The sequence below is a fragment of the Paenibacillus sp. FSL H8-0261 genome (assembly GCF_045040645.1).
Classification (GTDB): domain Bacteria; phylum Bacillota; class Bacilli; order Paenibacillales; family Paenibacillaceae; genus Paenibacillus_AQ.
On record NZ_CP150297.1, the window covers coordinates 2,906,118 to 2,928,249 of the forward strand.

Here is a 22,132-nt window from a genome sequence, read left to right on the forward strand (position 1 = left end):
TGCTGGAATGGATGAGATAGAAGAGAAATATAAAGTACTGCTCGTAGATGATGAGCCGATTATTCTTCGTAGTCTAAAAGTAGCTATTCCATGGGATGATCTCCAGATGGAAATTGTGGGAGAGGCTCGAAATGGAGAACTAGCCCTCCGCTTAATAGAAGAAACTACACCGCATATTATAATCAGCGATATCCGTATGCCTGTGATTGACGGAATCACTTTGATGAAGGAAGTATTACCAAAGAATTCTAAGCTGGTATTTATCTTTATAAGTGGTTATGGGGAGTTCGAATATGCGAGAGAAGCTTTGCGTCAAGGAGCCTTTGATTATTTGCTGAAACCCATCGACCATGACGAACTGGTTGAAATGCTATACCGAGCGAAAACGAGGCTGGATGAGCAAAAAGAGAACGATCAGATGATGCATTCCGTTCAGATGCTGTCGATGCTAGCTCGTGAACGGATGTTTGCTGAAATTACTTTGGGAAATGCAAGGCCGCTTGAACACCTGAAATGGCTGGAGAACAGTGAACTTGAGAGTGGATATTTCATGGCTGTTGTCCAATTGGATGATTATTCTGTGCTTACTGGGCAGTGGAGTGTGGAAGAAAAGCGGCTGTGGCTGTTTGCGATCCGTAATATTGTTGAAGAGTGGTCTCTGGAACATGGAGTACTTACAGTCTTTCCTTTTCATAACGGGGAGTGGATATTGCTCTTTCCTGGATCTTTAAGCGCGAGCAGAAGAGAACTAGGTGAACATTTAATTACAGGGATCAAAAGATACTCCAAGTTAAGCTGCTCTGTAGGAATCAGCCGCTGTACACAAGGGATTGATCAATTAAGTACGGTGTATCCATTGGCTGCGAAGGCTTTGTATCAACGTTTCTATTATGGTCTTGCCGGGGTGTATATAGATGAGGAAACAACCTTCGCAGACAATACAGAAGTGAAATATCCAAAAGAGCTGGAGACCTCGTTGATAGAGAGTATTCGTACCTTGAATAGAAACCAAATGTCATCATTGTTTGATGAGTTGGCATTATATATTGAGGCTCAAGCTATTCCTAAAGAGATAGCAGAACGTCTTCTTGTGGAAATGGTTGTTGTGTTATACAGACATTTTGAACATTTGAATCTAAATTCGGATTGGTCTCTACATGGATTACTAAGTAAGCTGCACCATTTGGTTACCTTGAGTGAAATGATGTCTGCGTTGAAGGAAGAATTTGGGGAGCGATTGGATCAAGGTAGTAAACCTGTGAATCGGGAAGATACACGCAGTTCCATCGAGAAAACGAAACGTTATATCGAGAGTAATTACTATAAAGACTTAAGTATTGAAGAAGTATCGGAGCTTGCCGATCTTAGTGTCAGTCATTTTTGTACTTTATTTAAACAAATAACAGGCTATACGTTCTTGGAGTATGTGACTCACTGTCGAATGGAGAAGGCGAAGGATATATTGCAAAGTAGTAATGTGAAGGTATATCAGATCGCTCCACTAGTTGGTTATCAGGATCCGCGATATTTTACTCAAGTCTTTAAAAAAGCTAGCGGTCAGACGCCTACGGAATATCGTGAAGAGCATACGAGGCAGGTTAATTAACGAAGAAGTACACGGATTGCATAGCAAAAGGGGGGAAATAGGGCATAAGTATGACATTTATCATACCCTTTACTTGATGTTTATGACTTATAGGATGACACTTTATCTCCTATACTTAGGATAGATAAAAAGATCCTTAGCCAGACACATCAAGGAGGAAACGATAAAGATGACTACAAAACAGACATCACAGCTCTCCAGTCTTAAAAAAAGTGTAGCCCCTTACGAAAAAAACGACCGCAACGCGAGCTTAAGACAGCTCATTAATACTTTAGGGCCACTTGTGCTGTTATGGGGCGGAGCTTATTTCTCTTTATCCGTTTCCTACTGGCTCACCCTTTTGTTGGCCATTCCTGCAGCAGGATTTGTAATCCGAACTTTTATTATTTTCCATGACTGCACACATGGTTCGTTCTTTAAGAATCGTAGGGCGAATGACATTATCGGAACGATTACAGGTGTACTTACACTTGTTCCTTATCGGCAGTGGAAGCATAGTCATTCCATTCATCACGCCAGCTCCAGTAACCTCGATAAAAGAGGGATTGGTGACATATGGATTATGACTGTCGATGAATATGAAGCAGCTTCATCCTGGAAACGTCTGTATTACCGGATTTACCGTAACCCACTCGTGATGTTCGGTTTAGGACCTATTGCTGTTTTTATGATTCAATATCGGTTTAATGCTAAAGGCGCTAGACGTAAAGAACGGATGAATACCTATTTAACAAATGTATCTATCGCAGCTCTCTACGGTTTGCTTATTTGGGCGATCGGCTGGCAAGCCTTTATCATGGTGCAATTGCCAATAGCCTTTGTATCCGGTTTTCTCGGAATATGGTTGTTCTATGTTCAGCATCAGTTCGAGGATTCCTACTTCGAGAATGAATCGGAGTGGAGTTATGTTATGGCTGCAGTAGAGGGAAGCTCATATTACAAGCTACCTAAGCTATTGCAATGGATCACAGGGAACATCGGGTTCCACCATGTCCATCATTTAAGTCCAAAGGTACCCAACTATAATTTAGAAAAAGCACATAATGCTACGCCACCATTGCAAAAGGCGACGACCATAACGCTTAGCACTAGCTTGAAGGCTCTACACTTCCGTCTTTGGGATGAGGAGAATAAGTGCTTCATCAGCTTTAAAGAGGTAAAGTCGAGACTAAGCAAACCTAAGGTAGCGGGAGAAGTCCTGCAAGTTCATAAGACTAGACTCCAAGGAGAATAATAACTATAGGTTCGAACAAAATAGGAGTATAAAGAAAGGTTAGAGCCGGAGAAATCATTCGTGGCTCTAATCTTTTTCTATTTATCGTAGTGGTTCAACAGATTTTCACTGAATTTGTGCTAGAATAAGGAGAGTAATGTATGGTAAAAAGGAGAGCGGTCATGCAAAAGTGGCATCATATTTTTCATAAAAGCACAGGTCTCAGCCCTTATGTGTGGGTCGTTTTTTACATTCTACCGTTTTATTTTATATTTCGCTCCTCCTCTACCTACCAAGTAGTTTGGGGAATCTTGATGATTGCTGTATTTTTTGTTTGTTATGTGCTTTCCTTTGTTTCTAAGGGGTGGCTGGTTTATTTCTGGACGAGTGTCCAAATTATAGTTTCTATAACAATGACGCTTTTGTTCGGATATATGTATTTTGCGCTTTTTTTAGCCTTTTTTATTGGGAATATACAGAATCGAGTAGGGTTCTTCACACTGTACTCTATTCATCTGTTAACTACGATCATTACAATCAATTATGAGCTGCTCTCGCGTAATTCAGTGTTTATTAGTCAACTACCGTTCGTGCTAGTAAGTATGATTGCAGTGATTCTACTTCCAATCAGTACGTATAACCGAAATAATCAGGGCAAGTTACAAGATCAATTGGAGGATGCGAATAAGCGAATCTCCGAACTCGTTAAGATTGAAGAACGTCAACGGATTTCGCGAGATCTTCATGATACATTAGGTCAGAAGCTTTCATTAATTGGTCTGAAGAGTGATTTGGCAGGAAAGCTAATCGACTCTAATCCTACCCAAGCAAAAGCAGAGATCAATGATGTTCGACAAACGGCGAGAAGTGCGCTGAAAGAGGTTCGTGAGATGGTTACGCGAATGCGTGGCATTCGGCTTGAAGATGAACTTATTCATATTCAGCAGTTTCTTGCAGCTGCTGAGATTGATTTTAAGCTGGAGGGAAATCCGAAGCTAACCAATACCTCATTGATAACTGAAAATGTGCTAAGCATGTGTATAAAGGAAGCTGTCACTAATGTTGTGAAGCACAGCGGGGCAAAGTCTTGCTCTATTCAGATTAACCCCTCACGCACGGATCTAGTCATTAAAGTGAAAGATGATGGGACCGGTATACCTGGAAATGATCTTTATTTTAAAGGTCATGGGCTGCAAGGCATGAGAGAGCGTCTTGAATTTGTGAATGGCTGTATGGATATCGTGAGAGATAGCGGGACTACAATTGTGATTAAAGTACCCAATGCATTCAAACATCAGGAACAGGAGGTCATCCTATAATGATTAAAATTGTAATCGCTGAGGATCAACGAATGCTCCTCGGGGCGTTGGCTTCTTTGCTTGATTTAGAAGAGGATATGAAGGTCGTAGGCCGAGCAAGTAATGGGGAAGAAGCTGTTGCAATGGTTCAGCAGCTTAAACCGGATATCTGTATTATGGATATTGAGATGCCGGCAATGAGTGGTCTCGACGCTGCAGAAGCCCTGAAGACTAGCGGCTGCAAAACGATGATATTAACGACCTTTGCCCGGGCGGGATATTTCGAACGTGCGCTCAAAGCGGGTGTTCATGCTTATTTGCTGAAGGACAGTCCTAGTGAAGAGCTGGCACTCTCTATCCGGAATGTTATGGCAGGCAGACGCATGTATGCACCGGAGCTGATGGATGAAGCCTACAGCGGTGAAGTGAATCCATTGACTCAGCGGGAGAAGGAAGTACTCGGCCTGATCGCCGATGGCAAAAATACGAAAGAAATTGCCAGCGAGCTGTACATTACCACCGGTACGGTACGGAACTACATTTCTGTTATCCTCGATAAGCTGGATGTGGGAAATCGGATTGAAGCGATCACTCGATTTAAGGAAAAAGGCTGGTTTAAATGAAAATATTAAATTTTTTAATGTTATTTTGATGTTAACACTCGCCAAATGTTCTCGACCCGTATATCATTAATTATCGGCCTATTATTCACAATAGGACAGTTAATCAAAAGGAAGTGTATTTTCTGATGTCAAGAAAGCTAAGAGCCGGCATAGTTGGCGGCACAGGTATGGTAGGACAACGTTTTATTGCCCTTCTAGAGAATCATCCTTGGTTTGAAGTAACTGCGATTGCTGCCAGTGCGAAATCTGCTGGGAAAACGTATGAAGAATCGGCCAAGGGCAGATGGAAGCTATCCACTCCAATGCCTGAGAACGTGAAGAATATTATGGTTCAAGATGCTTCTAAGGTAGAAGAAGTAGCTGCGGACGTAGACCTGATCTTTTGCGCAGTAGACATGAAAAAAGAAGAGATTAAAGCGCTCGAAGAAGCTTATGCTCGTACGGGTACTCCAGTTATCTCCAATAACTCAGCGCATCGTTGGACACCGGACGTGCCTATGGTTATTCCTGAGATTAACCCAGAGCATCTTGAGGTTATTGCGCAGCAAAGAAAACGTCTGGGAACTGAGACTGGTTTCATTGCGGTTAAACCTAACTGCTCCATTCAAAGTTATGTGCCTGCGCTTCATGCACTTAAAGAATTCAACCCTTCTAAAGTTGTAGTCACCACTTACCAAGCAATTTCGGGTGCGGGCAAGACTTTTGCTGACTGGCCTGAAATGCTAGACAACGTGATTCCTTACATTGGTGGCGAAGAAGAGAAGAGCGAGCAAGAGCCATTGCGCATCTGGGGAAGCGTACAAGAGGAAGGCATCGTAAAAAGTGAAGCGCCGACGATTACTTCGCAGTGTATCCGTGTGCCTGTAGCGGATGGACATATGGCTGCTGTATTTGTTTCTTTTGAGAAAAAGCCATCCAAAGAAGAGATTCTGAAACTCTGGAATAGCTTCAAAGGACGTCCTCAAGAGCTTGAACTGCCTAGCGCCCCTAAACAGTTCATTACTTATTTCGAAGAGGAGAACCGTCCACAGACCAAACTGGATCGTGATATTGAGAATGGTATGGGCGTATCGACGGGCAGACTTCGCGAAGATGCCATCTATGATTACAAATTCGTAGGTCTCTCCCATAACACCCTGCGCGGAGCAGCTGGCGGTGCTGTATTGATCGCTGAGCTTCTGAAAGCAGAAGGTTATATTCAGCCTAAATAAAATGGATAAGCTGTAAAGCTGATTCGAAATAGACACCTCATCAAAGCTTAGTCTTTGATGGGGTGTTTTTTAATGGGTTGATTTGGTAAAATAAGTTAGGGAAGGAGCTGATATACCTGTATAAATATTTATTAGCTTTTTTATGGTTACCTTTAATACTATTCACAAGCGGATGTACATCATCAACTCAAGAGGAGCAAGAGTACGGAATATCTTCTATAAATGCTGAAATTCCTATTCCTAAGAAAGCAAAGGAAATCGAAGTGACAACAACTTCAAGTAACCCCAATATAAAAATAGGCGTAAAATACGAATTGGATAATATAGGGGGAGAACAAGGTCTCTATCGACCTGACCACTACTTTAATAAATTAGAGGATGCTGGCTGGGTGGAGTTGGAGAATAAGCGGTTAGGGCATGTGCAATTTTTCGAAAAAGAGGGTACTGTCATCGCGATTGAAATACATGAAGATACCTTTGATATTCATGAAATGAATAAAGATGCTAAATACTAATCAGAGCATCGTTAGACGAAGCTGAGCTATTACTTAAACAGAAAGTTTGAGAGTGTGGTAAAATAGATGAAGTGTATAAACTATACGAATTCTGAATGACTGACGGAGTGATAAGATGGGTGCAAAAAGTAAAGGTGGCGGCACGGGCAGAGGTACGGGGAGTAAGGGCTGGACACGCTGGAACAAAACAGCAAAACCAGTTAAACCTGCAAAAGGTGCTCCAACCACGGGTCCAGGCGCTAAAGATACAAGTGGAAGCAAGGGCAATAACGTGAAAAAAAGCGGAAGCTCGAAATAGCTCCCTTGAAATCAATTATTCCTGAAGGTTAACATCTGATTTTGATCGTTAAAATCAGGTGTTTTTTTATGGATAGATGCAAGTATCAGAAGGAAAGTAGGACCATCAGTGAGAATCGATAAATATATAAGCGAAACAGGCTTCTGTTCCAGAAGGGAAACGAAACGACTCATTGCCGCAGGGCGGATCGCTGTTAACGGCATCGTCTGTGATGCGAATATTCTTTTAGAGCCAGAGGATATCGTATGGATTGATGGAGAGCCCATAACAAGCAGTAAAGGGGAGCCGGTATACCTCGCGCTGAATAAACCGATAGGCATCACCTGTACAGCTGCGCCAAATGTGGCCGGGAATATTATAGATTTTGTAGGTTATCCCTCACGGATCTTTGCGATCGGCAGATTAGATAAACACTCGGAAGGCCTCATTTTGTTAACCAACGATGGAGATATCGTAAACAAAATGATGCGTTCCGAGAATGGGCATGAAAAAGAATATGTAGTTCATGTAGACAAGCCAATAACGTCAGAGTTCATACATGCCATGTCTAGTGGTGTGGATATTCTTGGCGTCACAACAAAACCTTGTGAGGTCTCTCGGATCGCGGAATGTCAGTTTAGAATTATCCTAACTCAAGGCCTTAATCTGCAAATACGCAGAATGTGCAAGGAGTTAGGATATAGAGTACTAAAGCTAGAGCGTATAAGAATCATGAATATTACACTTGATAGTTTGGAGCGAGGACAATGGCGGCATTTGAGCGGAGAAGAGCTGAGTGAGCTTATGACCCGCTTAAATTAACTTCGTGAACAAATCCTCTGGCTGCCAAGGCGATGTCTTCAGCGCCCGCAATAGCTGAGATAACGGAGATACCGTCCGCACCCGCAGCTAGTACTGGTGCTGCATTGTGCACCGTGATCCCGCCTATGCCAACCAAAGGAATCGTAATGCCGCTGTTTCGTATTTCTTCAATAACTGATGTGCCTCGAACAGCTTGGGCATCCTCCTTGGTAGAGGTAGGATAAACAGGACCAATGCCCAGATAATCGGCTCCATCCGCTATCGCCTGCCGAGCTTCGGCGAGCGAATGAGCGGACACACCAACGATCTTATCCTCGCCAAGCAACTGCCTAATCGCTAGCGCAGGGGTATCATCTTGTCCTACATGAATGCCGTCCGCATCAAGGGCGATGGCTAGATCAATATCGTCATTAACGATAAAAGGGACTCCGTTAGCACGACATATCTTTTGGAGCCGTCTTCCTAAATTAAATTTAACTTGGGCAGTTAATGCCCCCGTACCTTTTTCACGAAATTGGAACATCGTTATGCCTCCCGCGACGGCTTCTTTTAATACCTTGGCTGGGGCTATCCGACAATTCACACTGCCCATAATGAAATAGACTTTTAATAAATCCCGCAGTTGATCACTGTCTATTTGCTTCAAGGTTCATCCCTCGCAATCTATTCTGATATGCAAAATGATTCGTAGGTCCATGTCCAGCCCCTATGCCCAGCTCGTCTTCAATCGCCGCTTGTATAAAAGCTTTAGCTATGTGTGTTGCTTCGGGAACGGTTTTGCCCTTGGCAAGCTCGGCAGTGACTGCTGCTGAATAGGTGCAGCCTGTGCCGTGCGTGTGTCTAGTCTGAACTCGTTGACTCTCCATAAAGATGAATTCGTGACCATCATATAGGAGATCCACAACAGCCTTAGTTGAAGTATCATGCCCACCTTTTAGCACTACATAGTTAGAGCCCATGGCATGAATGATTTTAGCTGCTTCTTTACGATCGTCTATAGTAGTGATGCTTCTGTTGGTAATCATTTCAGCCTCTGGAATATTGGGTGTCGTCACTAAGGCTAGCGGGAGGAGATGATTGATTAAGGACTGAACAGCTTCTTGCTGTAGCAGCGTGGAACCTCCTTTAGCAACCATCACAGGATCAACTACAAGATTACGCCAGCTGTATTGCTGGATCTTCTCTGCTACGATACGTATAATGTCACTGCTAAAAAGCATCCCGGTCTTCACAGCATCCGGCTTCAGATCAAGTCCAATGGAATCAAGCTGCTGAGTAATAACTTCCAGTGTCAACGGATAAACGCCTTGAACTCCGAGGGTGTTCTGGGCTGTCACAGCCGTAAGAGCACTCATTCCATATACAGAAAGCTCCTGAAAGGTTTTTAGATCTGCTTGGATGCCAGCGCCACCACCGCTATCCGAGCCGGCTATAGTTAAAGCTTTAGATATCATCATTGTTCACTCCTTAGGGTTGTTATCTGAGTTGCTTGATTATTGATTTATCTTGGTAAGTTTCAGCTGTGACCAAGCTCAATTGATTTAGAAACTCGATTTGAAAGCTCCCCGGACCTTGTCCAGTCGTTAGTTCAGCGGCTATTTCAGCAGCCACTCCATAGAAGGAGAGAGCTTCGACTGCGGCTTCAAGAGATGCTCCTTCACTTACCGCTAGAAATGCACCGACTACTGCACTTAGCAGACAACCGGTTCCCGTTACTTTCGTTAGAATTGGGTGACCATTGCTGGCAATGTAGGTGTTATATCCATTTGTGATGACATCGTCTTTTCCGGTGATGATAACTACACAGCCTAACTTCCGCGCGGCTGTCTCAGCCAAGACGACTACGTCGCCATCCCCTTCGCCTGCATCTACCCCTTTAATAGACCAGCTTTCACCAATGACATTGGCAACTTCAGCTACATTGCCACGTAGAGCGGTAATCTGCATCTCATTCACTAGCTTTTGAGTGACCGCTGTTCGATAAGAAGTGGCTCCCGCACCCACTGGATCAAGAACTAAGGGAACGCCGTGCTTATTCGCAGATTGTCCCGCGAGCACCATGGATTGAATGGCATAGTCATTCAGTGTGCCGATATTTAGAACTACAGCAGATGAAAATGCGGCGATATCGACCACTTCCTCGTGAGCATCCGCCATAAAGGGGGAGGCACCCAGCGCCAAAAGACCGTTGGCTGAGAAATTGGCTACGACGATGTTGGTGATATTGTGGACCAGTGGATTGGATTCCCGTACTTTGGATAGATAACTCATGATTTATTCCTCCTCAAGTTTTATTAGCGAATAGCTAATGTTTAAAGATTAATAAAAGAATCCTCAGCTTTGATGTCAGTAGACAGTAAATCATTGTCCGATAGCCACTGTCTTACCTTCTCCCAAGACGCTGGCGCTTGATATCCAAAATCTTGATCACCCGCATTCATTAACGGTAGTAGAATCGCTAGGCTCTTCTCTTCAATTTGCTTATCGAGTGGAGAGGTCTCATCTTCGTGTGCAAGCAGCAAATTTAACGCTTTTTCCGGATTATCCTGCACAAATTGTTGTCCTTTTGTAATTGCATTTAGAAACTTTTTGAAATAGGATTCAGAATTTTGTATTCCTTGATCGCTGGCGACAAGGACTAGCTCATAATAATCGGGGACTCCGTAATCCGTGGGATTGAACGAGTTCACGGGATAACCTTCTTTTTCCAAGATTAATTGTTCGTGGTTAATGAACCCTCCCATAATGGCATCCACTTGCCCCGTCGCAATCGCCGGAATAAGATCAAAGCCTACGTCTATTAATTTGCTGGCCTTAGGGTCACCCCCATCGTTTTGGATCATCGTACGAATCATGGCTTCATAAAGAGGAATGGAAGAATACCCAATCTGTTTACCTATGAGGTCTTTGGGACTATGAATGTCACCAGCCTGAGGTACCATTAAATGATTAAGCGGATGTCTCACAATCGCAGCAATCGAACGTACTGGAATGTTCTCACTGCGTGCCATGAGCACCTGAGGTTGATAACTAAACGCTAAATCGATTTGATTCGCTGCTACAAGTTTCAGTGCGTCATTGCTGTCTGCGGGCATTTGGATCTCTACGTCCAGACCTTCCTCTTGGAAATAACCATTCTGCTCAGCAGCATATAAAAAAGAGTGAACGGCATTGGGATACCAATCGAGCATAATCTTCAGCTTGTGCGTTTGTATAATTTCGTTATTAGATGAATTAGCAGGAGGACTACTTACATTGGATGCTTTTCCGCAGCTGGTGAAGATTAGGAGTGAACATATGAGAAATACGGGAATAAGCCATTTTCTTTGGAAATTCAAATCATTCATTGCTTAGATCCTCTTTTCTTTAAAAATAATGGTTCGAGCAGAGCTATCATCAGAAACAACACTACACCGAGCGCGGACAACAGAAATACAGCGGCGAACATTTCGGCACTTTGCATATTTCCGGCCATCCTTCGGCTAAAGTAACCGAGTCCTTTGCTGCCTCCAAGCCATTCGCCGATGGTTGCTCCAATCACGCAGTACACAATGGATAGCTTTAGTCCTGAGAAAAAAGAGGGCAGCGCCAGCGGAATTTGGGTTTTAGCAAGCAGTTGCCAGCGGTTTGCGCCAAATGTTAACAATAAGTCTTTGTAGGCTTGACCACTTGTACGAAGTCCGTCATATGTACTCACAACGACTGGAAAAAAAGCAGTTAGAAACACAACAGCCACTTTGCTCCACAGCGTATATCCGAACCACATAATAAAAATGGGGGATAGCGCGATTAACGGGATCGTCTGACTGATAATAAGGAACGGATAGATGGCTTTTTCAAGGGGGCGAAACAAGAACATTCCGGTGCCCAGCAGTGAACCACAGATAACCGAGAGAACAAAACCTACCAATATTTCCTGCAGTGTCGCCATTAAATGCGGTCTGAGTAATTGCCTGTGTTCGATCAATGCGATACCTATTGAAGAAGGTGCAGGTAGGATAAAGGCTGGAATCAAGTGAAGACGAACAGCTGATTCCCAGATCACAAGAATGAACAATAGCAGTAGAATGAAGGGGCCGTAATTGTTTAGATGTTTTTTAAAAGGTATGGGCTGCATACAGTCTCCGCTCCAACTCTTCCCGTAACGCTATAAACCGGGGTTCATAGTTCATCTTGTAATGTCTTGGCCTCGGTAAATCAACGACGATCTCCTGTAATTCGCTATGCATGCCTCCAGACAATAAATAAATCCGATCGCTTAGTAACAGCGCTTCCTCTAGATCATGGGTGATGAGCATCGCAGTTTGATCCAGCTCATCCCAAAGCTCCAACAGCCAACGGTGTATCTCACGTTTGTTCATAGCGTCGAGCGCTCCAAATGGCTCATCTAACAGCATAAGACCGGCCCCGCCGCCAGCTACAAGCGTTCGTAGAAATGCGACTCGCTGTTTCATGCCACCCGATAGCTCATGGGGATAAGCCCTCTCTACATCGGCCAAACCGAAGCGTGACAGCATTTCCCGAATGTGAGAGATCGTCTGTTGTTTACTAAACCTTGGTTTAATCTCCCAGGGCAAAAGACAGTTGTCGAGCACAGTTCTCCAAGGCAGCAGCAAATCCTGCTGAGGCATGTATGAGATCTGACCTAAGCGAGTAGAGGATGACGAGTTCAAATGAATTATTATTTTCCCATGAGTGGGTTCGAGTAAGCCTGCTATAGTTTTGAAAAGCGTACTTTTTCCGCATCCGCTAGCCCCAATGACAGAAACAAACTCACCTTGCCTGATATCCATGGATAGATCTGCGAATACAGGGGGTTGTTCTGATTCCGGAAAAGAGTAGGTTAAGCCTTGAATGGATAGGATTGTCGTGATGATCGAACCTCCTAAAAAGTTTTGTGAGCGTTGGCTTCTTGGAAAGCATCGTACAAAACTTGCTTCGAAAGCCTACGCTTAAGTTTTGTGATTGATTGTAAACAAATAAAGACCCATTCATTTCCGGTGGGAAATAAATGGGTCAAAAAGTTCATTCAGCATAGGAACACTAAAAATGCATGGGATGAAAATTCTGCTCCACTTCCCTCCGCTGGTATGATCCAGATCAGGTTCCAAGGGTCCGGAGCTTGAAGCTCCGTCTCAGTCGGCCGACTCCCCTAGTGAAATAACAGTTCCATATTTAATTTGTTTATAAATATACCATATCTTTCTGAGATGTAAAGAGAGGATCTTGTGAAGGATTATTCTAAGAATGGGTAATATAAGGGTAGAGATTTACCTAATATTACAATTCCGATGAATATAATCGGAAAAAATCATTGACGGTAAACATCAGCCAGTGTAGTATACAATTTACCGGATGAATTCCGGGTAAAGAGAGGGGAATTAATAATGAAAAAATTAAGTTTAACTATTCTATTGGCGTTAACCGTGGTGTTTGTAGCGGCCTGCGGCAATAATTCGAATACCGATACTTCTAAAAATTCTTCAGCTGGAACGAATGGTGGAAATACAGCCACTGCGCAAAACAGTCTGGAAGCTGTTAAAGCTAGCGGCAAATTGCGTATAGGAACAGAAGGGACGTATGCACCCTTTACTTATCATGACGCTTCGGGGAAACTGACCGGCTTTGACGTAGAAATTGCTGAGGAAGTAGCGAAGCGCCTCGGTGTTGAACCAGAATTTTTTGAGACACAGTGGGACGGCATTTTTGCTGGGATGGATGCCAAGCGTTTTGATGTTATTTTTAACGAAGTATCCATTAATGAAGATCGTAAAGTGAAATATGATTTCTCTGAACCGTATATCGTATCTAAAGCGGTATTGATAGTGAGTGAAAACAATGAGGATATCAAAACATTTGCAGATCTTAAGGGTAAAAAAGCTGGACAATCTCTAACCAGTAACCTGTCCGATATCGCCCGTGAGAACGGTGCTGAAATCGTTGCTACAGACGGGTTCAATCAAGCGATGGACCTATTGACCTCAGGCCGTATTGATGCGACTGTAAATGATGGTTTGTCTTATCTGGACCTGAAAAAGCAAAAGCCTGATGTGAAAATTAAAGTGGTAGATGAGATTCCTGACGGTTCGCAAAGCGCAGCTGTTTTCTTAAAAGGCAACGATGAGTTGGTAAAAGCAGTTAGTGATGCAATTGTTGAAATGAAGAGCGATGGCACATACTTAAAGATTTCTGAGAAATACTTTGGTGCTGACGTTTCAAAATAATACAAGGTTTCAGAAGCTAACCAGCTTGGAGCCAAAAAAGGATGTCTAAAAATGGATGACCGCAAAATACAAATTTTCTTAGATTCACTGCTACCCCTGCTAAAAGCTGGGGTGGCTTTTACCATTCCTTTGGCATTGATATCATTTGCACTGGGACTGATCTTAGCGATATTGACTGCATTAGCTCGTCTCTCCCCGTGGGTACTTCCGAAGCTGATCGCTCGCTTTTATGTATGGGTCATTCGTGGAACCCCTTTGTTGGTGCAACTGTTTATTATTTTCTATGGTTTGCCGGCAGTTGGAATCGTGCTCGACCCTTTCATAGCCGCAACCATTGGATTTACGCTTAGTGTAGGGGCTTATTCATCAGAAATTATACGTGCTGCTATCCTGTCTATACATAAAGGTCAGTGGGAAGCGGCCTTCTCCGTTGGGATGACTCGTACCCAGGCACTGCGCCGTGTTATACTGCCACAAGCTGCCCGTGTTTCTGTACCGCCGTTATCGAATTCCTTTATTAGCTTGGTCAAAGACACTTCACTGGCAGCGACCATTACCTATACGGAGATGTTTAGAACAGCACAGCAGGTCGCTTCCACCTCCTATGAGCCACTGCTGATCTATTGCGAGGCAGGATTGTTCTATTTACTATTCTGCTCAGTGTTATCAGCACTGCAAAATTACTTGGAGAAACGACTGAGTCGTTACTCTGCGAGCTAAAGGGGGAGACAATTATGATTGAAATACTTAATTTGCATAAATCCTTCGGTGAGCTGCAGGTATTAAAGGGCATTGATCTCGAAATGGAGCACGGCAAGGTACTGGTCATTATTGGCCCATCGGGTTCAGGCAAAACAACGCTTTTACGCTGCTTTAATCTGCTTGAAGTCCCTGATCAAGGAAGCTTATCGCTCAGTGATATTAAAATTAATTTCACGGATAACAAGAAAATTCCCCAGAAGTCCATTTTGGCATTACGCCAAAAAACAGGGATGGTCTTTCAGTCCTATAATCTTTTTCCGCATATGACTGCACTAGGCAACGTGATGGAAGGGCAGGTGACGGTCCAGAAACGATCCAAGGACGAAGCACGCGAACGTGCCCTTCAGTTGTTAACTAAAGTTGGCTTGGCGGACAAAGCGGATGCTTATCCGCACCAACTGTCTGGTGGCCAGCAGCAACGGGTAGCTATCGCTCGTGCCATGGCAGTAGATCCAGAGGTGCTGTTGTTCGATGAGCCTACCTCTGCGCTTGATCCAGAGTTGGTGGGGGAAGTACTTAAGGTTATTAAACAGTTAGCGGCAGAGGGAATGACTATGGTGATAGTGACCCATGAGATGAAATTTGCTGCGGATGTGGCTGACCGGATCATTCTGATGGATGGAGGCCATATTCTAGAGCAAGGGACTCCGCAAGAAGTTCTTGAGCATCCGCAGCATCCTCGTGCTCTACAATTTCTGAACAGAATTAGTGGAGAAGAAGTATAGAAGACGATCAAGACGCAAAAAAGCAGTCCAGGACTATACCTGGGCTGCTTTTTCTTGTTTACCATTCAATGTTATTGGTGTGTCGCTTCTAGGTTAGGATTTAATACCGGTCTTCAGAAATTCCAAAGCATTATAGAGCATAATCGCAGCTTCGGCGCGAGTGATTTCACTTTTTGGATTAAACTTCCCATTGGCGTCTAAACTATTAATCTTGTATTTAAGAGAACGTTGAATGCTGCCTTGATAAGAAGGATTCAGCGCAGCATCGTCAGCGATATCTACGGGCACTATATTGATCATCGGCAGATTCCCAATGCCTTCGACCCCTTGCACTAGATAATTGGTGAACTCTTCTTTGGTCATTGTTTTGGTTGGATCAATATCCTTAGGAAGCTCGACATGATTGTAATACGCATTGATAAAGGCTTCAGCGTACCAAGCTTTATCCTTGACTTTCGTGAACAAGCCACTGGCAACGGGAGCTTTGTTGAAATCAATAGCCGCGAGACTAAGCTGGAGTCCACCCGAAATGAACTGGATCCCTTGTGCTGTTGTTACTTTGGAGCTGGGCAAGAATTGGGATTCACTAACCCCTTTGATCAAGCCTTGATTTTTTAAAGAAATAATTTTTTCTTTGCCGTTTATATTATCAATATCCTTAAAGGTATTTCCGGCTGCAAATATTTGGCCACCCAAAGAGAAGGAGAGAATCGTAACGGTTGTAATCGCGGCTAACGTTCTTTTTTTCATATTCATGGTTATTTCACCTCGTTGTATGGATAGGCCTCGTGGCCGCTATCACAAACTTAAACGCAGAAAAATATGGAAAGGTTGCGGTCAAACCTATAATATTTCACGAAAAAGTAGATTTTGGCAGAAAAATAGGCAGGAATGGATGAAAGAACTTTGGATAAGAGAGCTGAAATGTTATAATGATGTCAGGCTCTATTCATTCGTGATTATTTTTGATATGATTATATCGTAAAGATTACTATTTACGTTTAATATTTGATGCATAAATGGGTGCGTCTCAGTGGATACGGATGTTAAATCATTCCGGGAAGGTAGGAGATCAAATGGATCAAATTTCAAATATCAGTCAGCTTTTTGCGGCGCAAAAATATAAATTAACGCCCCAGCGTGAGGCCATAGTGAACATATTGCTCGACAATGAGAAAGATCATCTCAGCGTAGAAGAAGTATATATGCTTGTCAAGAACAGTTATCCGCATTTAGGGCTGGCAACGGTATACCGTACACTTGAGCTCTTATGCGAGCTTCACATTGTAGAAAAGATGAACTTCGGAGATGGAGTCGCTCGTTACGATCTGCGCGGGAATGATCATTCTCACATGCATCATCATTTGATATGCAGCGTGTGCGGCAGGTTGGAGGAAATTAAGGATGACTGGCTGGTGGAGCTGGAGAAAAGAGTGGAACGTGAATATGGCTTTAACGTCACGGATCACCGCCTTGATTTCAAGGGCACTTATGACACATGTAAACGAACAGGCTGCAAAAAAGAAAAAGCAAACAAAGCGGTTTCTTAAGCCGCTTTCTACCTAAAAGAAGAAGCTGTCTCAGAAGTAGTAAGTACTACTTAGGGGGCAGCTTCTTTTTCGGAAAAGAATTAGGGAAAAACTCCCTCTAAATAACTGATAATTGCCCGATACGAATGGAAATGGGGAAATCCTCCCTATAAATCGGACAAATATCTATATTTCACAACAAATAAGTTGAATTATAGGGAGGATTTCCCTAATTAGTAGTCAAATGCGCAGACATCTCTGAATTATAGGGAGATATTCCTTAATTTGCACGCACAGCAGCGCTTCTTGAAAACCGGAGCAGCGCTATCTTGCCTTTTAAACAGTTAAAGGAAATCCTAATTATGAGAAAGCCTATGACATTTTTCTTAGCTTCGAGTGGGTACGAAGGATTTAATCCACGTTCCGAAGCTCCCAGGGTTACGGCTCTGAACGAGGATTACACCTTCTCCGCGGAATCGGCAGACTAACGCTTCACCACTGGTTAAACTGTTCAACCAACCCGAGGCTGCTTTTTCTACCTTATAGTCCATATAATCTGGCCAAGCGACGAGATGTCCATTGTCGATAATCATCTCTTCACCAGGTGCTAAATTAATGGCGTGGATCGCTCCGAAGGAGGACAGGAATACTGTTCCTCTGCCGCTGATTTCTACAATGAAGAAGCCTTCACCAGAGAAAAGTCCGCGTGTTAAATTTTGCATTTTGGTATTTACTTGAATGCCTTCCGTTCCGGCTAAGAATCCGTCCTTTTGAACTAACAGCTTATAGGAACCATCTAATTCGATAGCTTGGATATCACCTAATGATCCAGGAGACAGTAGGACCTCACTTTGACCACGGATAGCTCTGAGTTCCTGGAAGAAGAACTTTTCACCGCTCAGCATTCTTCCCAGACCGCGCATTACGCCTCCATCAGCGGTTCCTTTTAATTCTACGTTAGGAGACATGGCAACCATTGCGCCCATCTCAGCTTTAACACTTTCGCCGGGGTCCAAATATACCTTTAACATTGCAAAAGCACCCTCGTACAAAACATCGTATTTCATCACTAAAAACCTCCGAATCTATTTAGATAAGTAAGAAAACTAGCAGTGATCTCATTGTAACGGAATTCTGGCTGCGCTCATAGTCTGTATTATGTTAAACTGTAGTTGTCTAATAGTTCATCTATGAATAGGAGAGTGGTGCCACATGGCACGAACCAAGACTCAAAAAGCCTTGTTAAAGGCAGAGCGCTCAGGAACCTGGTGCGCAGCTCAAAGTCGAAGATCCAATGGAGATTATGGCGCCATTTCACAGCATGTACGGTTAACGCCGAGCAAACAACAGCAATTGAATAAGAACAAACACAAGGAGCGGATCTTCCAAGATGATGCTCCTTTTTATTTGGCGATTTGAAAATAATGCGTCACTAAGAATATACTGATGGAAGACATTATGGATAGGAGATATATAACTGATGAAACAAAATAAATACGACGATACGAATTTCTTCTCAGCCTATAAACAAATGCCTCGTTCCATTGGTGGGCTTGAAGCAGCTGGAGAATGGCATGTATTACAACCTCTGATCCCAGACTTACATAATAAAAGTGTTCTTGATTTAGGCTGCGGATTTGGCTGGCATTGTCTATATGCACGCGAGCAGCAGGCAAGCTCAGTCGTTGGCGTAGATATCTCTGAAAAAATGCTTCAAGAAGCGCGTGAAAAAACAGACGATCCAGCTATTTCATATATCCAGATGCCGATTGAAGATATTGAATTTGCGAGCGAACAATTTGATGTGGTCATCAGTTCATTGGCCCTGCATTATGTAGAGTCCTTTGAAGCTATCTGTCGCAAGGTTCATACTTACCTTAAGCCAGGCGGTAGCTTTATATTTTCAGTGGAGCATCCCATCTTTACTTCTCGAAATGAACAGGATTGGTATGTGGATGACCAAGGCAATCGTCTTCATTGGCCTGTAGATCATTATCAGTCTGAGGGGTTGCGTGAAACGACCTTCTTAACAGAAAATGTGATTAAATATCATCGCACAATCTCAACCTACTTCAATGACTTGATTGGAGCCGGGTTTGCTATCAAAGCAGTTAAGGAGCCTAAGCCTTCTGATGAAATGAGCAATGATCCGTGGATGAAGGACGAGGATCGCAGGCCGATGTTCCTGATCATTTCAGCTGAAAAAGAATAATCATCTCATTAACATGAGTATTGTTTGAATATAGAAGCAAGGGTTATCTTCTAGTAGTTTATCTACTATAGGGATAGCCCTATTTTTGTTGATGCAATTCACCTCTATATTATACTTGAGTTCTGCTGTGTACACGGTACTGTCTAGGGGACATGCCGAAACGACTTCGGAATACACGGTGAAAATAAGTATAGTTCGCGAAACCGCAGGTTTCTGCTACTTGCTCCAGCGGCATCGGGCTGAAGGTTATTCGTTCTCTTGCCATCTCTAGCCGGACATCATTTACATATTTGATAATACTGGTCCCGAAGGCCTCCTTAAATAAATGAACGGCACGGGAGACGGAAATATCTACATGTGCGGCAACATCCTCCAACAGAAAAGGTAAGGTTGCATGCTCCTCAACATATTGCTTCATTCGGTAAGCTAGATAGCCTTTAGGCGTAATCGCTGGCTGATCTGTAATGAGTCTGTCGATTTCCATACACAGGATTTGCAGATAACAGGCAGATATCGCTGGTGAGAAATCGGAAAGACGTCTGTGCTCAAGAATCAGTTGACGAAATAAGCCGAGGAAATTCTCACTAAGTGGCACACTTAAGAGTGAGGGTCTCTGAGCACGTTCCCACCATTCAACAATCCAAGTTCCTTCACAAAAAATATGATAATCTCCGCTTTCAATCCGCGGCTTACCCACAGGATACTCTTCCTTATCAATGATTAAATAGTAAGGATCATTAGGAGCAAACAGCATGATATCGCCGCTCTCTACTGGAGTCATCACACCGTCGATCATTGCTCGGCTTCGGCCCTCTGTTTGCAGACGAATTAAATAGTTCTGATTTCCATGGCTATGTGACATATGAAAAGGTTTGCGGTGAAAGGAAAATCCAGCAGATAAAACGTGACAGGTAGTTGATTGATTCATGTGTCCTCCTTGATGTCTAGAAATGATAATCAGATTGTTCATGTTTTAATCATATTATTCATTTTATTATATACGCTTTCATATTACTATGTACCTAAGCAATAAAGAAAGAAATCGACCATCCACGCTATACGGAGTCGATATTAGCTATGCAAACAAGAATGGCAGTTGAAGGAAACTAATGGGAATCAGATTAGTCAATTCTGCAACAGCATTATTGTTCAAGTGATTGCTGCTGTTGATCTCTTTGGGGACGAGCAGCAGAAAGAAGTTTAAATGAATTAGTAAGCTAACCCTAAACCCATTGGAGTGATTAGAAAATGCTGAAGATAGGTCTGCAATTGTACACGCTTAGAGAAGAATTGGAACAGGATTTTGAAGGAACACTGCGTAAGGTAGCAGCCCTTGGATATAAAGGCGTAGAGTTTTTCCACTATTTCGGCCGCACCGCAGCAGAAGTCAAACAATTGCTAAATGAGCTTGGACTAGTTGCGCTCGGCGCACATCGTCCATATGACGCATTGCTGAATGATACAGAAGCAGAGATCTCTTACAATCTTGAGATTGGAAATCCAAATTTGATTGTTCCTTATTTGTCAGAAGAACAACGTAACTATGTAGAGGTTGCCGCGAATCTGAAGGTTATTGGAGAAAAGTGCAAAGCGGGCGGAGCAGTTCTTCTGTATCACAATCATGATTTCGAGTTAACAGATAAATATGGTGATAGTGACCGTACTGCTTTTGATGGATTGTTTGAAGAGGTGCCGGCTGACCTGTTGCAAGTGGAAATGGATACTTGCTGGGTACATCATGCAGGCTATGATCCAGTTGAATATATCAATAAATATGCAGGTCGACTGCCGATCATCCATCTGAAGGATTTGAAGAAAAAAGAAGACGGCTCTCCGGAAACTGTTGTACTAGGTGAAGGTGAAGTGAACCTTACTGCAATTTTAAATGCAGCTGTACAGGCAAATGTGGAGTGGGCGGTAGTAGAGCAGGATTTCTGCAGTCGTTCACCATTAGAAAGTGTAGAAGATAGTTTGAAATGGGTAAAAGCATACGCAAATCAAGGAGGAAAAGTTAATGTCTAATAAGTTGAGAATTGCTATTGTAGGTTGCGGTGGTATCGCAAATGGGAAACATATGCCAAGTTTGTCACGTCAGAAGGATGCTGAAATGGTAGCTTTCTGCGATATCATAGAAGAGCGTGCACAGAAAGCCGCTCAGACTTATGGCGCTGAAGGCGCTGCTGTTTATACAGATTACACTGAGCTTTTGAAAGCTGGCGGATTTGATATTGTTCATGTATGTACACCAAATGACAGTCACTCCGTGATTACTATTGCTGCATTGGAAGCAGGTAACCATGTAATGTGCGAGAAACCAATGGCTAAAACCACTGCCCAAGCACAAGAAATGTTGGATGCTGCGAAGCGTACGGGGATGAAGTTGTCTGTCGCTTACCAGAACCGTTATCGTTCGGATAGTGAATACCTTAAAGCACTCTGCGAAAACGGCGAACTAGGTGATATCTATTATGCAAAAGCAATTGCCCTTCGTCGTCGTGCGGTTCCTACTTGGGGCGTGTTCCTGGATGAAGAAAAGCAAGGCGGCGGCCCACTGATCGATATCGGTACGCATGCACTTGATCTTACTTTATGGATGATGGATAATTATAAACCACGCAGTGTTATGGGCTCGTCTTTCCATAAGCTGAGTAACCGAAAGAACGCTGGAAATGCCTTTGGTCCTTGGGATCCTGAGCAATTTAAGGTAGAAGATTCAGCTTTTGGATTTATTACCATGGAAAATGGTGCTACAATTGTACTTGAATCTAGCTGGGCACTAAATGTATCTGAGTATCGAGAAGCTCAGACGCTTCTTGCAGGTACAGAAGGTGGTGCAGATATGAAGGATGGTCTGCGCCTAAACGGTGACCGTGGTGGACGTCTGTATGAGACCAAAGTGGACTTGTCTGCTGGTGGAGTAGCGTTCTTCGATGGGGGACAGGAAAATGAATCTGATCGTGAAGCTCGCTTGTGGCTTGAGGCGGTTAGAGAAGACAAGGAACCTGTAGTTAAACCTGAGCAGGCCCTCGTTGTTACTCAAATCTTGGAAGCTATTTATGAATCTTCACGTACAGGTCGCGCTGTGTATTTTGACGGCACATCAGATAATTAATAG

At 43.3% G+C, this 22,132-nt stretch carries 25 protein-coding genes and 1 riboswitch; of the genes, 16 read left to right on the top strand and 9 right to left on the bottom strand.

Annotated elements, in window-relative coordinates:
* The first annotated feature begins 7 nt into the window (after positions 1-7).
* The 8 genes from MHI27_RS12785 (at position 8) to MHI27_RS12820 (ending at position 7,565) form a co-directional block, all read left to right on the top strand.
* On the top strand, positions 8-1,606 hold the full coding sequence (locus tag MHI27_RS12785) for a response regulator (protein WP_339270726.1): 1,599 nt from the start codon (positions 8-10) through the stop codon (positions 1,604-1,606).
* A 169-nt stretch (positions 1,607-1,775) separates the two neighbouring features.
* The gene (locus MHI27_RS12790) at positions 1,776-2,840 is read left to right on the top strand and encodes a fatty acid desaturase (protein ID WP_405176420.1); all 1,065 of its coding nucleotides are present in this window, start codon (positions 1,776-1,778) and stop codon (positions 2,838-2,840) included.
* 161 nt (positions 2,841-3,001) lie between these two features.
* On the top strand, positions 3,002-4,138 hold the full coding sequence (locus MHI27_RS12795) for a sensor histidine kinase (RefSeq protein WP_341061130.1): 1,137 nt from the start codon (positions 3,002-3,004) through the stop codon (positions 4,136-4,138).
* Positions 4,138-4,740, top strand: a complete 603-nt coding sequence (locus tag MHI27_RS12800; protein WP_042187498.1) for a response regulator transcription factor — start codon at positions 4,138-4,140, stop codon at positions 4,738-4,740. The genes MHI27_RS12795 and MHI27_RS12800 overlap by 1 nt, the downstream gene beginning before the upstream one ends.
* Before the next feature lie 125 nt (positions 4,741-4,865).
* A complete protein-coding gene (gene asd, locus MHI27_RS12805; protein WP_076282867.1) occupies positions 4,866-5,951 on the top strand; it encodes an aspartate-semialdehyde dehydrogenase in 1,086 nt (361 codons plus the stop codon).
* Between the two features lie 263 nt (positions 5,952-6,214).
* Positions 6,215-6,466 (top strand): hypothetical protein, encoded by a 252-nt coding sequence (locus MHI27_RS12810; protein WP_405176421.1) that lies wholly within the window; start codon positions 6,215-6,217, stop codon positions 6,464-6,466.
* A gap of 115 nt (positions 6,467-6,581) precedes the next feature.
* Positions 6,582-6,764: a DUF3934 family protein gene (locus MHI27_RS12815; RefSeq protein ID WP_405176422.1), complete on the top strand. Its 183-nt coding sequence runs from the start codon at positions 6,582-6,584 to the stop codon at positions 6,762-6,764.
* Between the two features lie 108 nt (positions 6,765-6,872).
* Entirely contained in the window at positions 6,873-7,565 is a 693-nt protein-coding gene (locus MHI27_RS12820) for a pseudouridine synthase (RefSeq protein ID WP_339803072.1), read from the top strand.
* On the opposite strand, the gene thiE is transcribed toward MHI27_RS12820, so the two are convergent.
* The 6 genes from thiE to MHI27_RS12850 are packed head-to-tail and all read right to left on the bottom strand — an operon-like array spanning position 7,546 to position 12,358.
* Entirely contained in the window at positions 7,546-8,202 is a 657-nt protein-coding gene (gene thiE / locus MHI27_RS12825) for a thiamine phosphate synthase (RefSeq protein ID WP_405176730.1), read from the bottom strand. The two genes, MHI27_RS12820 and thiE, sit on opposite strands and share 20 nt — an antisense overlap.
* Complete coding sequence (gene thiD, locus MHI27_RS12830) at positions 8,192-9,019, bottom strand: bifunctional hydroxymethylpyrimidine kinase/phosphomethylpyrimidine kinase (RefSeq protein WP_042187509.1); 828 nt, start codon at positions 9,017-9,019, stop codon at positions 8,192-8,194. The genes thiE and thiD overlap by 11 nt, the downstream gene beginning before the upstream one ends.
* 22 nt (positions 9,020-9,041) lie before the next feature.
* Positions 9,042-9,836, bottom strand: coding sequence for a hydroxyethylthiazole kinase (thiM, locus tag MHI27_RS12835; protein ID WP_042187511.1), 795 nt, complete (start codon positions 9,834-9,836; stop codon positions 9,042-9,044).
* Between the two features lie 41 nt (positions 9,837-9,877).
* On the bottom strand, positions 9,878-10,912 hold the full coding sequence (locus MHI27_RS12840) for an ABC transporter substrate-binding protein (RefSeq protein ID WP_405176423.1): 1,035 nt from the start codon (positions 10,910-10,912) through the stop codon (positions 9,878-9,880).
* A complete protein-coding gene (locus MHI27_RS12845) occupies positions 10,909-11,682 on the bottom strand; it encodes an ABC transporter permease (protein ID WP_405176424.1) in 774 nt (257 codons plus the stop codon). The genes MHI27_RS12840 and MHI27_RS12845 overlap by 4 nt, the downstream gene beginning before the upstream one ends.
* The gene (locus tag MHI27_RS12850; protein WP_405176425.1) at positions 11,663-12,358 is read right to left on the bottom strand and encodes an ABC transporter ATP-binding protein; all 696 of its coding nucleotides are present in this window, start codon (positions 12,356-12,358) and stop codon (positions 11,663-11,665) included. The genes MHI27_RS12845 and MHI27_RS12850 overlap by 20 nt, the downstream gene beginning before the upstream one ends.
* Positions 12,359-12,625: 267 nt before the next feature.
* Positions 12,626-12,729, bottom strand: a riboswitch (TPP riboswitch).
* Between the two features lie 223 nt (positions 12,730-12,952).
* On the opposite strand from MHI27_RS12850, the gene MHI27_RS12855 reads away from it, so the two are divergent.
* The 3 genes from MHI27_RS12855 to MHI27_RS12865 are packed head-to-tail and all read left to right on the top strand — an operon-like array spanning position 12,953 to position 15,276.
* Positions 12,953-13,789 carry an amino acid ABC transporter substrate-binding protein gene (locus MHI27_RS12855; protein ID WP_076282859.1) on the top strand — a complete coding sequence of 279 codons (837 nt, stop codon included), beginning with the start codon at positions 12,953-12,955 and terminating at the stop codon, positions 13,787-13,789.
* 51 nt (positions 13,790-13,840) lie between these two features.
* Positions 13,841-14,509 (top strand): amino acid ABC transporter permease, encoded by a 669-nt coding sequence (locus MHI27_RS12860; protein WP_042187519.1) that lies wholly within the window; start codon positions 13,841-13,843, stop codon positions 14,507-14,509.
* A 14-nt stretch (positions 14,510-14,523) separates the two neighbouring features.
* Positions 14,524-15,276 (top strand): amino acid ABC transporter ATP-binding protein, encoded by a 753-nt coding sequence (locus MHI27_RS12865; protein ID WP_042187521.1) that lies wholly within the window; start codon positions 14,524-14,526, stop codon positions 15,274-15,276.
* A 93-nt stretch (positions 15,277-15,369) separates the two neighbouring features.
* Here MHI27_RS12865 and MHI27_RS12870 read toward each other — a convergent pair whose 3' ends face one another.
* Positions 15,370-16,032, bottom strand: a complete 663-nt coding sequence (locus MHI27_RS12870) for an S-layer homology domain-containing protein (RefSeq protein WP_042187523.1) — start codon at positions 16,030-16,032, stop codon at positions 15,370-15,372.
* A gap of 320 nt (positions 16,033-16,352) precedes the next feature.
* Between MHI27_RS12870 and MHI27_RS12875 the strand changes: the two genes are divergently transcribed.
* A complete protein-coding gene (locus MHI27_RS12875; protein WP_042187525.1) occupies positions 16,353-16,826 on the top strand; it encodes a Fur family transcriptional regulator in 474 nt (157 codons plus the stop codon).
* A gap of 365 nt (positions 16,827-17,191) precedes the next feature.
* On the opposite strand, the gene MHI27_RS12880 is transcribed toward MHI27_RS12875, so the two are convergent.
* Positions 17,192-17,872, bottom strand: a complete 681-nt coding sequence (locus MHI27_RS12880; RefSeq protein ID WP_042187527.1) for a TIGR00266 family protein — start codon at positions 17,870-17,872, stop codon at positions 17,192-17,194.
* Between the two features lie 145 nt (positions 17,873-18,017).
* Between MHI27_RS12880 and MHI27_RS12885 the strand changes: the two genes are divergently transcribed.
* Positions 18,018-18,224, top strand: coding sequence for a hypothetical protein (locus tag MHI27_RS12885; protein WP_042187530.1), 207 nt, complete (start codon positions 18,018-18,020; stop codon positions 18,222-18,224).
* Between the two features lie 61 nt (positions 18,225-18,285).
* Positions 18,286-19,017 (top strand): bifunctional 2-polyprenyl-6-hydroxyphenol methylase/3-demethylubiquinol 3-O-methyltransferase UbiG, encoded by a 732-nt coding sequence (locus MHI27_RS12890; RefSeq protein ID WP_042187532.1) that lies wholly within the window; start codon positions 18,286-18,288, stop codon positions 19,015-19,017.
* Positions 19,018-19,126: 109 nt separating this feature from the next.
* Here MHI27_RS12890 and MHI27_RS12895 read toward each other — a convergent pair whose 3' ends face one another.
* Positions 19,127-19,945, bottom strand: coding sequence for an AraC family transcriptional regulator (locus MHI27_RS12895; RefSeq protein ID WP_042187534.1), 819 nt, complete (start codon positions 19,943-19,945; stop codon positions 19,127-19,129).
* A gap of 320 nt (positions 19,946-20,265) precedes the next feature.
* On the opposite strand from MHI27_RS12895, the gene MHI27_RS12900 reads away from it, so the two are divergent.
* Positions 20,266-21,039, top strand: coding sequence for a sugar phosphate isomerase/epimerase (locus MHI27_RS12900; protein WP_042187536.1), 774 nt, complete (start codon positions 20,266-20,268; stop codon positions 21,037-21,039).
* Complete coding sequence (locus tag MHI27_RS12905) at positions 21,032-22,129, top strand: Gfo/Idh/MocA family protein (RefSeq protein ID WP_042187538.1); 1,098 nt, start codon at positions 21,032-21,034, stop codon at positions 22,127-22,129. Before MHI27_RS12900 ends, MHI27_RS12905 begins: the two co-directional genes overlap by 8 nt.
* The last annotated feature ends 3 nt before the right edge of the window (positions 22,130-22,132 follow it).

Coding starts and splice junctions, on each gene's coding strand:
- MHI27_RS12785 (WP_339270726.1), top strand. CDS start 8: ATGGATGAGATAGAAGAGAAATATAAAGTACTGCTCGTAGATGATGAG.
- MHI27_RS12790 (WP_405176420.1), top strand. CDS start 1,776: ATGACTACAAAACAGACATCACAGCTCTCCAGTCTTAAAAAAAGTGTA.
- MHI27_RS12795 (WP_341061130.1), top strand. CDS start 3,002: ATGCAAAAGTGGCATCATATTTTTCATAAAAGCACAGGTCTCAGCCCT.
- MHI27_RS12800 (WP_042187498.1), top strand. CDS start 4,138: ATGATTAAAATTGTAATCGCTGAGGATCAACGAATGCTCCTCGGGGCG.
- asd (WP_076282867.1), top strand. CDS start 4,866: ATGTCAAGAAAGCTAAGAGCCGGCATAGTTGGCGGCACAGGTATGGTA.
- MHI27_RS12815 (WP_405176422.1), top strand. CDS start 6,582: ATGGGTGCAAAAAGTAAAGGTGGCGGCACGGGCAGAGGTACGGGGAGT.
- thiD (WP_042187509.1), bottom strand. CDS start 9,019: ATGATATCTAAAGCTTTAACTATAGCCGGCTCGGATAGCGGTGGTGGC.
- thiM (WP_042187511.1), bottom strand. CDS start 9,836: ATGAGTTATCTATCCAAAGTACGGGAATCCAATCCACTGGTCCACAAT.
- MHI27_RS12840 (WP_405176423.1), bottom strand. CDS start 10,912: ATGAATGATTTGAATTTCCAAAGAAAATGGCTTATTCCCGTATTTCTC.
- MHI27_RS12845 (WP_405176424.1), bottom strand. CDS start 11,682: ATGCAGCCCATACCTTTTAAAAAACATCTAAACAATTACGGCCCCTTC.
- MHI27_RS12850 (WP_405176425.1), bottom strand. CDS start 12,358: ATGGATATCAGGCAAGGTGAGTTTGTTTCTGTCATTGGGGCTAGCGGA.
- MHI27_RS12855 (WP_076282859.1), top strand. CDS start 12,953: ATGAAAAAATTAAGTTTAACTATTCTATTGGCGTTAACCGTGGTGTTT.
- MHI27_RS12860 (WP_042187519.1), top strand. CDS start 13,841: ATGGATGACCGCAAAATACAAATTTTCTTAGATTCACTGCTACCCCTG.
- MHI27_RS12865 (WP_042187521.1), top strand. CDS start 14,524: ATGATTGAAATACTTAATTTGCATAAATCCTTCGGTGAGCTGCAGGTA.
- MHI27_RS12870 (WP_042187523.1), bottom strand. CDS start 16,032: ATGAATATGAAAAAAAGAACGTTAGCCGCGATTACAACCGTTACGATT.
- MHI27_RS12875 (WP_042187525.1), top strand. CDS start 16,353: ATGGATCAAATTTCAAATATCAGTCAGCTTTTTGCGGCGCAAAAATAT.
- MHI27_RS12880 (WP_042187527.1), bottom strand. CDS start 17,872: ATGAAATACGATGTTTTGTACGAGGGTGCTTTTGCAATGTTAAAGGTA.
- MHI27_RS12885 (WP_042187530.1), top strand. CDS start 18,018: ATGGCACGAACCAAGACTCAAAAAGCCTTGTTAAAGGCAGAGCGCTCA.
- MHI27_RS12890 (WP_042187532.1), top strand. CDS start 18,286: ATGAAACAAAATAAATACGACGATACGAATTTCTTCTCAGCCTATAAA.
- MHI27_RS12895 (WP_042187534.1), bottom strand. CDS start 19,945: ATGAATCAATCAACTACCTGTCACGTTTTATCTGCTGGATTTTCCTTT.
- MHI27_RS12900 (WP_042187536.1), top strand. CDS start 20,266: ATGCTGAAGATAGGTCTGCAATTGTACACGCTTAGAGAAGAATTGGAA.
- MHI27_RS12905 (WP_042187538.1), top strand. CDS start 21,032: ATGTCTAATAAGTTGAGAATTGCTATTGTAGGTTGCGGTGGTATCGCA.